Raw genomic sequence first — 11,127 nt, forward strand, 5'->3', positions numbered from 1 at the left:
CGGGCCAGGTTACTGGGCTACTCTCGCGGGGACTCGGGGCGATCATCGATACGGGGAGAGCATGACGATTCGGATCGGCACATCGGGCTGGAACTATCCGCACTGGAAAGAGCGCTTCTACCCCGCCGGGCTGTCCGCGGGCGACTGGCTGGCTTACTACGCCGAGCGCTTCTCCAGTGTGGAGATCAACGGCACGTTCTATCGACTCCCCGAGGAGGCCACCCTGGATGCCTGGCGGGACGCCGTGCCGGCGTCGTTCCGCTTCGCGGTCAAGGCCAGTCGCTACATCACCCACATGAAGAAGCTCAAGGACCCGGAGGCGAGCATCCGTCGGTTCTTCGCCAGGATCGAACGTCTGGGCGAGCGCCTCGGTCCGGTGCTCTTCCAGCTCCCGCCGCGCTGGGGCGTGAACGTCGAACGCCTCGAAGACTTCCTCCGGGCGCTGCCGGCCGGGCACCGCTACGCCTTCGAGTTCCGTGACGAGAGCTGGTGGACCGACGAGGTCGCCCGGTTGCTCGCGGACCACGAGGCAGCCTGGTGCATCTTCGATCTCGACCGGCAGACCGCGCCCCGGTGGACCACCACGGATTTCGTCTACCTCCGCCTGCACGGCTCGGACGGTCCCTACCAGGGCAGCTACGACGACGATGCCCTGCAAGAGTGGGCGCGTTTGATGAGTGCCTGGGAGGGCGAAGGCCGGAACGTGCACTGCTACTTCGACAACGACGCGGAGGCCCAGGCCCCCGGGGATGCGCAGCGGCTGATTGAGTGCCTGGCGGGATGATGAGGGTTCCCGGGGGATGGATCTCATGCCCTGTCGTCGAACGATGCTGGCACATATCGGGTTTGAACCCCCACCATCCCGGGCCTAAGCTTGGTCGGGAGCCACCTGAAGCGAGGGTTCGGCTATGCAGGTCTTTTCCGGGTGGGACATGACGGGGGTGTTTACGTGAAAGGGAATGCCGCGCGCCGTCGTAATGTCTTTGTCATCGGTCTGGACGACGAGCATCGACGTGACCTGGAGACCATTCCGGACCGGGATCGATTTCGCTTCCACGGCCTGCTCGAACGCGAGGAAGTCCGGGTCGAGTGTGACGTCGACGGCATGATCGAGAAGGCAGAGGCGGCCCTGCGAGCATTCGATGGTCCCGTCGACGCGATCATCGGTTACTGGGACTTTCCGGTCACGGCGGTCGCCTCGATCCTGTGCAAGACCTTCGATCTGCCGTCGCCCTCGCTGGAGGCCGTGCTTCGTTGCGCACACAAGTACTGGGGCCGTCTGGAACAGCAGCGCAGCCTACCCGAACATACTCCGCCGTTCTGCGCCGTGGATCCCTTTTCCGACGACCCGCTCTCCGAGGTCGACATCGATTTTCCCTTCTGGCTCAAGCCCGTCTGCGGCTACTCGTCAACGCTCGGCTTTCGCATCAACAACGCCCATGATTTCGAACGGGCGATCGACGCCGCGCGCCGGGAGATCCGCCGCTTCGGCGAGCCGTTCAATCGCGTGCTCGAACGCGTCGACACCTCGGGGCTGGGTGGTGTCGGAGGCAATTACATGCTCGCCGAGGCGATGCTGCAAGGAGTGGAACTGGCGCCGGAGGGATCCATACGCAACGGCAATTTCGCCGTCCATGGCGTGATCGACATGGTTCGCGCCCCGAATCACAAGAGCTTCAAGGACTACCGCTATCCGTCCATCCATCCGCGCCGGGTGCAGGACCGGGCGGGAGACATCGTCGAGCGATTCGTGCGTGCCATCGGCTACGACAACGGCTGCTTCAACGTGGAGTTCTTCTGGAACCAGGACACCGACGAGCTTCACCTGATCGAGTTCAACCCGCGTATCTCCCAGTCCCACAGCGGCATGATGGCGATGGTCGACGGGATGTCGAATCACGAGGTGGCCATTCACGTGGCTCTCGGCGACAAGCCGGCATTCGAGCACGGCGGCGGTCCCTACGACATGGCCGCCAAGTTTCTCTATCGGCGCTTCGATCCCGGTGACGCCGTCTGCGTGTCGTCGCCGGGCAAGGCGGATCTCGAACGTCTGCGGAAATCTCAGCCCGACACGCGGGTCTCGATCAAGGTCGAAAAGGGCACTCGCCTCGACGAGACGGTCGACCAGGATGCCTACAGTTGGGTATTGGCCGAGCTCATCATCGGTGGCGACGACGTATCCGACCTGAACGCCAAGTTCGAGGAGGCCAAACGGCTGCTGCCGTTCCGCTTCGAGCCGATCACGTCCGATCGATCTCATCCCGATGACGAGGAAGTGCAGAAGTGACCACGCAGACCGCATTGCACCATGTCGACCCCGATCAGTTGCCTTGTCCGGTCCGGCACATCGAGAACGTCTGGATCCCCCTTCCGGACGGTGGGCGCCTGGCGGCCCGCCTCTGGCTGCCCGCGGACGCGGAGGACGCCCCGGTACCGGCCCTGATCGAGTACATCCCCTACCGCAAGCGCGACATCACGCGCGACCGAGACGAGATCAACCATCCCTATCTCGCCGGTCACGGTTATGCCTGCCTGCGGGTGGATTTGCGGGGCAGCGGGGATTCGGACGGCGTGCTGCGCGATCAGTATCTCGACCAGGAGCAGGACGACGGCGTGGCGGCCATCGCCTGGGCGGCGGCACAGACCTGGTGCGACGGCAATGTGGGAATGTTCGGCATCTCATGGGGCGGCTTCAATGCCCTGCAGATCGCCGCGCGCCAGCCGCCGGCCCTGAAGGCCATCATGGCCGCCTGTGCCACCGATGATCTCTACGCCGACAACATGCACTACATGGGCGGCTGCCTGCTGGCGGACAATCTCTCCGAATCGACCACCATGTTCGGACACACCAGTCTGCCACCGGACCCGGCGATCGTGGGGGAGTGCTGGCGGGACATGTGGCTGGATCGCCTGTCCGAGAGCGGGGTCTGGCTGGACATATGGCTGCGGCACCAGCGCCGCGACGACTTCTGGAAACGGGCCTCCGTCTGCGAGGATTACGCGGCGATCCGCTGCCCGGTCCTGGCGGTCAGCGGCTGGACCGACGGCTATACCAATGCCGTTTTCCGCCTGCTCGAGCACCTCGACGTCCCCCGGCAGGGTCTGGTCGGTCCCTGGGGGCACAAGTACCCGCACATGGGCGAACCGGGACCGGCGATCGGCTTCCTCCAGGAGATGGTCCGCTGGTTCGACCACTGGCTCAAGGGTCGGGACAACGGGGTCGATCGGGAGCCCATGCTCCGTGCCTGGATGCAGGACAGCGTGCCGCCTTCCACCCAGTACAAGCTCCGCCCGGGGCGCTGGGTGGTGGAAAAGGAATGGCCCTCTTCCAATGTCCGCGACCTTCCGCTCCGGATGGTCCGGCATCGCCTCCTGATGCCCGGGGAGAACCCGGCAGGGGTCCAGCCCACGATCGACCGCATGCAGTCGCCTCTGACGCTCGGCCTGTTCGCCGGGAAGTGGTGTTCCTACGCCGCCGCCCCCGACCTGCCCCATGACCAGCGTGAAGAGGATGGCGGTGCACTGCTGTACACCTCCGATCCTCTGTCCGAACCGCTGAACATCCTCGGTGCCCCCGAGGTGGAGCTGACGCTGTCGGCGGATCGACCCGTCGCCCAGGTCTGCGTGCGCCTGGAGGATGTCCTGCCGGACGGCAGGGCCACCCGAGTTGCCTACGGGCTGCTGAACCTGACGCACCGGAACGGCGACGAGGCACCGGAGGCGCTGGAGCCGGGGAAGCGATATGTCGTGCGGGTACGCATGAACCACGTGGCGCAATCGTTTCCCGCCGGCCATCGCATCCGCCTGGCCATCAGCACATCGTACTGGCCGCTGGCTTGGCCGCCGCCGGAACCCGTCGAGCTTGCCGTGGAGCCGGTGGAAAGCACGCTCTTCCTCCCCAGCCGGCAGGACACGCTCGACGACGAGCGGCTGTGCGACTTCGGGATGCCCGAGGGCGCGCCGCCCCTGCACAGGACAATGATCGAGCCGGAACATCACAACTGGCTGGTGCACCGGGATCTCGCGGCGGACAGCTCCGAGCTGGAAGTCATCAAGGACGACGGCCGCTGGTTGATCGAGGATCTCGGTCTGACCATTCACTCGGTGATCAACGAGTGGTACCGAAGCCAGGGGTACGACTTCGGATCGGTCTCCGGGGAGACGGCGACCCGGAAGGAGTTCCGGCGGGGCGACTGGCGGGTCACGGTTCGGACATTCACGCACCTGACGTCCACGCCGACCGAGTTCCTGCTGCGGGCCGAACTGGACGCCTGGGAAGGCGACGTGCGGATGTTTTCCCGAAACTGGAATCGACGGATACCGCGAAATCTCCTGTGACGGCCCCCGGGTCAATAAACAGGGACTATGGAGGGCATAAAAACGCTATCACGCCGGCGGCGACTCGCTGCTAATTAAAGTAGTGAAAGGTATCCAATTCGGGGAGCAGGGATCATGAGTCTTGTAACGGATCTGATGGAACTCCCGGGCGTTCTGGCGGCAGGGGATTTTGCTTACCGGGGCGACCAGTACTATGCCCACAAGGGCGATCTCTCCAGCAATGAAACCCGTCTGATCACCGCCCTGGCAAGGTCGAACATGGCCGCCGTGCGAATGGAGGGGGACATACTCGCGCTCTTCTCCAAGGTGTGCCAGCCCGGAGCCAGTCGCTGCGGTTTCGAGCGTGCCAAGGGCTGGGTGGTTCACGGGGAAGACCGCAGCATCTGCGTCATGTCCCACGTCTACTGCATATACGACAACGACCGCGCCTCGCTGACACAGATTCTCGGGTTGATGCGAGAACGGCTTGCCGACGCGTCCGACGACCTCATCCTGATGTGAGACCTGCGGCGTGCAGGCCTGCCGAAACCTGGAGGAAAGACCATGGCTGATCTCAAGAACCTCAGTTCGATGCCCGGCGCAATCGCGGCCTTCCGATTTGGCGACGATGGCCAGTTGGTGGACTCCGTGATCTCGAAGGAAACCGCCATCGATCAGGATACGCTCGACCTCCTCGGTCACCTCTGCATCGCCAACATGGCCATCGCCGCCATGCAGGCGCGCGGCTGGGAAGGCATGAGCGACCTGACCGGTTTCTACCCCGTCAACGGCTTCACGTTCGTTGGACTCGACTGGTCCGCCGTGGCGCGTGACCGACAGGCGGTCGTGCTCGAGAACGAGCAGGCCGACTACGACGCCGCCTTCAAGGCCCTGGGCGAGTGAGGAGGGTGCCATGCTAAAGGAATTGCTGAACCTCGACGGTGTCGAGGCGGTGGCCCACTTCCGCGAGGAGACCGGTGAGCCATGGCAGGTTCACGGGGCTCTCGAGGGAGAGGAGGCCCGACGGATGACCCGGCTGGCCCTGGACTTCAAGCGGCTGACCCACGCTCACGCCGACCAGCTGGCCCTGTTCATCAACGAGCCCGGGTGGACGCCGGCGAACGGCTGGATCGTCCACGGCGCGGAACGGTCGGTCTGCGGTGTGAACAGCATGGTCGCCGTGGTGAAGAACGACGCGGCTAACCTCACCGACGTCATGAGCGCGCTGGCGAAGGAATCGTTCTTCACCTGAACTCGTTCGAGTCGTGGTAACGGGCGAGTGGCCCGTTCGAATCGAAAAGGCCCCGCCGGATCGGGTCGATTCGGCGGGGCCTCGTTGTTCGTGATCCCGTCGGGATCAGGCGTTCTGCCGGATCCCGGCGATCAGCCAGCTGGCATTCTCGTCGCCGAGGTCACGGCGGACCAGCCAGGTCTCGTCGAGCGGCGTCGGGGCGCCGTCGGCCCCCTCGCGGATTTGCCCGGTGTAGCGGACCGCCGCGACGATATCGCCTCCGTCCTCGCCCAGGTCTTCCAGCGAGACGTCCAGGTCGAGCACCTCGGTGACGTTCTCGGCGTCACCGATCGAGGCGCGCTCGCGCACCAGTTCGCGGAACAACTCCGGGGTGACGAACTCCTGCACCTCGTCCATCCGGTTCGCGTCCCAGGCCAGTTGCAGGTTGGTGAAATGCGTGCGGGCGGCACCCAGAAAGCGGGACTCGTCGAACCACGACGGCGGCTGGTACTGTGCCCGACCGGAAAAGCCGCCGAATTCGTCCATCACCGAGCCCGGACGGGGCGCGTCATTCCCGGTGCCGGCCTGCGGGAACAGGGACTCGCGCCGCTGGCTGCCGCCCGTTGGCGCGCCACCCTGCCCGGGGATGCCCGACAGGGCAGGGCGCCGCGAGCCGCCGCGCAAGTGGCGGATCAGCAGGAACGCGCCCACGCCCAGCAGGACCAGCACCAGCAGGTCCATCGGCTGGATGCCCTCGAAGGCGCCGCCCATGAACAGCCAGGCCAGCAGTCCGCCCGCGGCCAGGCCGGCGAGCATGCCGCCCATGCCGGCCGCCGGGCTGCGGCTGGCCTTCTGGTCGGTGGCCTGCCGTTGCTGGTTGCTGGTGGTCTGCGAGTTCTTCTGTCCCTGGTAGCCGAAGCTCTTGCCGCCACCGAAGCGCTTGGCCTCGGCGGTGCCGACGGTAGTCATGGCGAGCAGGGCGGTCACGCACAGGGCGATCAGGGTGCGGGCGAGGTTCGGGTGGATCGTCATGAGATCTCCAACGGTCGGGGAACACGCGGCTGGCCGTGGGCACCCCGTGTCGGGCGTCCACGCCGGGCCGGCGGCAATCCTAGCACGCCCGCCGTTACCTGTCGGTGAAACGTGGTTTGACCGCGGGGTGACCATCCGCGTCTCCGGCGGACGTGGCTCAGGTGGCGGGTACCAGCACCACCGGGGTATCCGTGAGGGTCACGAGCTCGGCGAGGTCGCAGCCCAGGGCGGCGGGACCCGACCGCCCGATCACCAGCTCGCCTCCTGGCCGTCGGCGCAGGGAACGGGCCAGCGCTGCGGGTGAGGCGACGCCCAGGCGTTCCACCGTGACGGGTGCCGCTTGCGGACCCAGCGCGGCGAGCACGTCCGGTTCCCGGGACGGGTCGAGGCCCGGTGCGAACAGCAGGTGCAACGGCCGGTCGGCCACGCCGGCGAGGACGGCGGCCATCCGCGCGATCGCCGGGCCGCTGTCCGGGTCCGTGATCAGTGCCTGCACCGGCCCGCGTGCCGGCCACGGTGTTCCCTCCCAGAGCACGATGGTGCAATCGGTCCCGGAGATCACCTGCGTAGCGGAGGCCCCCAGCCGCCTCCCGTGGCTTCCCGACCAGCCCGTCTTGCCGAGCAGGAGAATCTCCGCGCGGATTCCCATCCCCGCGAGCGCTTCCTGCACGGACCCGGTCTCGACGTGCAGCCGCCACGTCAGCGACAGCGCGCCGGCCTCCTGCTGCAGTTGCCGTTCGATGCGACGTCGCTGCAGGTCCAGGCGGCTGCGCAGGATCTCGCTGTCGAAGGGGCGGCTGGTGCCGGACAGCACACTGATCTCGCGGGCGAAGGGATAGGCGGCCGAATGCAGCAGGTCCCGTTCCTCGATGAACAGGCCGACCAGCTCGAGGTTCCGGTGATGGGCGAGGCGGGCGGCGGCGGAGAGTGCCGCCTCGCTTGCCGGCGAGGTATCGAGCAGCACCACGATGGCGCCGGGCTCACTCATGGCTGCCAGCCGGTCCATTGGGTCCGTTCCTGTCGTCCCGGTGGCGGGTGACGGCGTGGAAGGCCTTGAGCCGCTCGACCACCGCGCGGTTGACGCTGCCGTCCGGGTAGCGGCCGTCGGAATCCGCCTCGCCGGCGGCCCGGCCGGTCAGCAGCGACAGGGCCTCGTCCACGTGGTCGACCGCGTAGACGTGAAAGCGCCCGCCGGCCACCGCGCTGCGGACCTCCTGGTCGAGCATCAGGTGGGGCAGATTGCTGCGCGGGACCAGCACGCCCTGTTTGCCGTCGAGACCCCGCTCGCGGCAGATGCGGAAGAAGCCCTCGATCTTCTCGTTGACCCCGCCGATGGCCTGGACCTCGCCCAGCTGGTTCACCGAGCCGGTGACGGCCAGCGACTGGCGGATGGGCACCCGGGCGATGGCCGAGACCAGGGCGCACAGCTCGGCCACCGAGGCGCTGTCGCCCTCGACCGTGCCGTAGAGCTGCTCGAAGGCGAGGCTGGCCGACAGCGAGAGCTCGCCGTCCGGTGCGTAGCGGCTGCCCAGATAGCGCGACAGGATCATCACCGCCTTGCTGTGTATGTTGCCGCCGAGCTTCGCCTCGCGCTCGATGTCCACCACCTGGCCACGCCCGGGCCGGGCCGTGGCGGTGATGCGCGTGGGCAGGCCGAAGCGGAAGTCGCCCAGCTGCGTGACGGCCAGTCCGTTCACGGCGCCGACCGTCTCGCCGCTGGTGGGCAGGCGGATGGTCTCGCGCAGGATCGCCTCGACGGCGCGTTCGCGCAGCCGCTCGGCGCGCCCCTCCTGGCGGCGGATGGCTTCCTCGACGTGCGGCCCCGAGATCGAGTCGGCGTGGGTCTTGCTCGCCAGGTGGCTGGCCTCGGCGAGCAGGTCGGCCAGCGGGCGGGTGCCGGCGTCGAGCTTTTCCTGGTCCCCGGCCCGGCGGCTGGCATGCTCGATCGTGCGTGCCACGCCCTCGCGGTCCAGCGGCAGCAGGCCGTCCCGCCGGGCGATGGCCGCCAGCGTGCGGGCGTAGTCCAGCTCGTGTTCCGCCGTCCGGTCGAGGTTGTCCTCGAAGTCCGCCTGCACCTTGAACAGCTTGGCGAAGTCGGGATCGTATTCCGACAGCAGGTAGTACAGCAGCCGGTCGCCGATCAGCACGATCTTCACGTCCAGCGGCATCGGGTCGGGTTCGAGCGTGATGGTGGTGAACACGGCGTACATCTGCTCGAGCGACTCGATGCGCACCTGCTTGCCGTAGATCGCCCGCTTGAGCGTCTCCCAGGCGAACGGCTGCATCAGCACCTGGCGGGCGTGGATGATCAGGTAGCCGCCGTTGGCCCGGTGCAGGGCCCCGGAGCGGATCAGCCGGAAGTCGGTGAGCAGGGCGCCTTCCCGGAAGTAGTGCTCGATGCGCCCGATCAGGCGGGCGTGGGTGGGGAAGTCCTCGTAGATCACCGGGGCGCCGTCGAGGTCGGCGTTGTCCACGATGAGATTCAGCTGGTACTGGTTGAGGATCTCCTCGGGGACGGTGCTGCCGTTCTCGTCCAGGTCGTTGACGTGCGAGATGATGTCCTCGCGGATGGCCTTCAGGAAGGCGATCACGTCGGGCAGGTGGTTCCAGGTTTCCTCGAGGGCCTGCAGTTGCTGACCGACGGCCACCCGCAGCATCTCCTCGTTGAGTTCCTGCAGCTTCTCCCGGGCTTCCTTCTGCCACTTGGGGATCTGCTGCAGGGTCTGCTTGAGCTTTTCCTCGAGTTCGTTGATCGCCTCCTGCCAGGCCTTCTGTTCTTCTTCCGGCAGCTTGTGGAACTCCTCGGGATCCAGGATCTTGCCGTCGCGATAGGGGCCGAGGGTGAAGCCGTTCGGGGTGCTCACCATCGCGACGTTCTTCTCCTCCGCCTCCTTGCTGACCTCGGCGATGGCCTCCTGCTGGCGACGCTTGAATATCTCGCGCAGTTCCTGGACGCGGTTGTGGTACTCGTCGCTCTCGAACACGGCCGGAATGGCGGTGCGGAACTCGTTGACGAGGCTCTCCAGGTCTTCCTGCAGCGCGCGCCCGGCCGCGGGCGGCAGGCGCAGCAGGCGCGGCTGGTCGGGGTTCTCGAAGTTATAGACGTAGGCCCAGCTCGACGGCGGGTCGTCCCGCCGGGCGCGCCGCTCGAGGAAGTCGCGGACCACGGCGTACTTGCCGGTGCCGACCGCACCCAGGGCGAAGAGATTGAAGCCGCCGTCCTCGATCTCGGTGCCGAACTCGAGCGCGTCGAGCGCGCGTTCCTGTCCCGGCACCGCGGCCGGCGGCTCGAGTTCGGCGGTCGTCTCGAAGGTCAACCGTTCGAGATCGCAAGGCTGGAACAGGGCTTTCTCGTCAAGCGGGGACGGCTCCGACATGGGTTCCTCTCTGGCTGGCAGTGTGCATTTCCGTGCTCCTTGGAGACTAGCACGCCGTGGCTCGCCCGCCCGGCGAGGGCGACGTTGCCGGGAACCGCTGCGGACACTTCCCTGTGGCACGTACCGCCGAAAACCGGGTAGGCTTTCCCAGGCATCGAATTCATCAGGAAGAAACAGGGAAACGACGATGGACGCACTGAAGGAACTCCTCGGCAGCATCAGCGGGTTTGTCTGGGGACCGGTGATGCTGGCCCTGCTGCTTGGCACCGGTCTCTACCTCACCGCGGGGCTGCGGGGCATGCCGATCCGCCGGATCGGCTACGGCTTTCGCCAGCTGTTCCGCGGGCGACACGTCGGCAAGGACGATCGTGGCGACATCACGCCCTTCCAGGCATTGGCCACGGCGCTCTCGGCGACCATCGGCACCGGCAACATCGCCGGGGTGGCCACCGCCATCGCCCTGGGCGGTCCCGGCGCGATCTTCTGGATGTGGCTGACCGCGCTGGTGGGCATGGCGACCAAGTACTCGGAAGCGGTACTGGCGGTGCGCTACCGCGAGGTCGACGAGCGCGGGCGCTTCGTGGGCGGGCCGATGTACTACATCAAGAACGGCATGGGCGCGAAGTGGAAATGGCTGGGCGCGGCCTTCGCCCTGTTCGCCATGATCGCCGCCTTCGGCATCGGCAACACCGTGCAGGCCAACTCGGTCGCCGACGTGCTCGACTCCAACCTCGCCATTCCCGACTGGGCGACCGGGCTGGTGCTGGCCGCGCTGGTGTTCGTGGTGATCATCGGCGGCATCCGCCGGATCGCGCACCTGGCCGAGTACCTGGTGCCGTCGATGGCCATCCTCTACGTCGGTTTCGCGCTGGTGATCATCCTGATGAACATCGCGGACGTGCCGGCGGCACTCGCGCAGATCGTCAGTGACGCCTTCACCGGCACCGCGGCCACCGGCGGCTTCGCCGGCGCGGCGGTCTGGGCGGCCATCCGCTTCGGCGTGGCCCGCGGCATCTTCTCCAACGAGGCGGGTCTGGGTTCCGCGCCGATCGCCCACGCCGCGGCCCGGACCAGCGACCCGGTCCGCCAGGGCACCATCGCCATGCTCGGCACCTTCATCGACACCATCATCGTCTGCACCATGACCGCGCTGGTGATCGTGCTCTCCGG

Annotated in this window: 10 protein-coding genes; 7 read left to right on the forward strand and 3 right to left on the reverse strand. The window is 67.0% G+C overall.

Annotated features, from left to right (window positions below; genetic code table 11):
* Positions 1–61 precede the first annotated feature (61 nt).
* The 6 genes from ACLFMY_RS06480 to ACLFMY_RS06505 all read left to right on the forward strand — a co-directional run bounded on the left by ACLFMY_RS06480 (position 62) and on the right by ACLFMY_RS06505 (position 5,569).
* Positions 62–784, forward strand: coding sequence for a DUF72 domain-containing protein (locus ACLFMY_RS06480; RefSeq protein WP_410763790.1), 723 nt, complete (start codon positions 62–64; stop codon positions 782–784).
* A 165-nt stretch (positions 785–949) separates the two neighbouring features.
* A complete protein-coding gene (locus ACLFMY_RS06485; RefSeq protein WP_410763791.1) occupies positions 950–2,287 on the forward strand; it encodes an acetyl-CoA carboxylase biotin carboxylase subunit family protein in 1,338 nt (445 codons plus the stop codon).
* A 38-nt stretch (positions 2,288–2,325) separates the two neighbouring features.
* Positions 2,326–4,338, forward strand: coding sequence for a CocE/NonD family hydrolase (locus ACLFMY_RS06490; RefSeq protein ID WP_410763799.1), 2,013 nt, complete (start codon positions 2,326–2,328; stop codon positions 4,336–4,338).
* A 114-nt stretch (positions 4,339–4,452) separates the two neighbouring features.
* Positions 4,453–4,839, forward strand: a complete 387-nt coding sequence (locus ACLFMY_RS06495) for a DUF2173 family protein (RefSeq protein WP_410763792.1) — start codon at positions 4,453–4,455, stop codon at positions 4,837–4,839.
* A 42-nt stretch (positions 4,840–4,881) separates the two neighbouring features.
* A complete protein-coding gene (locus ACLFMY_RS06500) occupies positions 4,882–5,220 on the forward strand; it encodes a DUF2173 family protein (RefSeq protein WP_410763793.1) in 339 nt (112 codons plus the stop codon).
* A 10-nt stretch (positions 5,221–5,230) separates the two neighbouring features.
* Entirely contained in the window at positions 5,231–5,569 is a 339-nt protein-coding gene (locus ACLFMY_RS06505) for a DUF2173 family protein (RefSeq protein ID WP_410763794.1), read from the forward strand.
* A 105-nt stretch (positions 5,570–5,674) separates the two neighbouring features.
* Here the strand turns inward: ACLFMY_RS06505 and ACLFMY_RS06510 are convergent, their stop codons facing one another.
* The 3 genes from ACLFMY_RS06510 to ACLFMY_RS06520 all read right to left on the reverse strand — a co-directional run bounded on the left by ACLFMY_RS06510 (position 5,675) and on the right by ACLFMY_RS06520 (position 9,957).
* Positions 5,675–6,580: a Tim44 domain-containing protein gene (locus ACLFMY_RS06510; RefSeq protein WP_410763795.1), complete on the reverse strand. Its 906-nt coding sequence runs from the start codon at positions 6,578–6,580 to the stop codon at positions 5,675–5,677.
* A gap of 157 nt (positions 6,581–6,737) precedes the next feature.
* Positions 6,738–7,586 (reverse strand): universal stress protein, encoded by an 849-nt coding sequence (locus tag ACLFMY_RS06515; RefSeq protein WP_410763796.1) that lies wholly within the window; start codon positions 7,584–7,586, stop codon positions 6,738–6,740.
* Positions 7,561–9,957, reverse strand: coding sequence for a Lon protease family protein (locus ACLFMY_RS06520; RefSeq protein WP_410763797.1), 2,397 nt, complete (start codon positions 9,955–9,957; stop codon positions 7,561–7,563). The genes ACLFMY_RS06515 and ACLFMY_RS06520 overlap by 26 nt, the downstream gene beginning before the upstream one ends.
* Positions 9,958–10,144: 187 nt before the next feature.
* On the opposite strand from ACLFMY_RS06520, the gene ACLFMY_RS06525 reads away from it, so the two are divergent.
* A partial coding sequence (locus ACLFMY_RS06525; RefSeq protein ID WP_410763798.1) for an alanine/glycine:cation symporter family protein occupies positions 10,145–11,127 on the forward strand: 983 nt, incomplete at its 3' end.

This window comes from Guyparkeria sp. (genome assembly GCF_046545975.1).
Taxonomy (GTDB): domain Bacteria; phylum Pseudomonadota; class Gammaproteobacteria; order Halothiobacillales; family Halothiobacillaceae; genus Guyparkeria.

Coding starts and splice junctions, on each gene's coding strand:
- ACLFMY_RS06480 (WP_410763790.1), top strand. CDS start 62: ATGACGATTCGGATCGGCACATCGGGCTGGAACTATCCGCACTGGAAA.
- ACLFMY_RS06495 (WP_410763792.1), top strand. CDS start 4,453: ATGAGTCTTGTAACGGATCTGATGGAACTCCCGGGCGTTCTGGCGGCA.
- ACLFMY_RS06500 (WP_410763793.1), top strand. CDS start 4,882: ATGGCTGATCTCAAGAACCTCAGTTCGATGCCCGGCGCAATCGCGGCC.
- ACLFMY_RS06505 (WP_410763794.1), top strand. CDS start 5,231: ATGCTAAAGGAATTGCTGAACCTCGACGGTGTCGAGGCGGTGGCCCAC.
- ACLFMY_RS06510 (WP_410763795.1), bottom strand. CDS start 6,580: ATGACGATCCACCCGAACCTCGCCCGCACCCTGATCGCCCTGTGCGTG.
- ACLFMY_RS06515 (WP_410763796.1), bottom strand. CDS start 7,586: ATGGACCGGCTGGCAGCCATGAGTGAGCCCGGCGCCATCGTGGTGCTG.
- ACLFMY_RS06520 (WP_410763797.1), bottom strand. CDS start 9,957: ATGTCGGAGCCGTCCCCGCTTGACGAGAAAGCCCTGTTCCAGCCTTGC.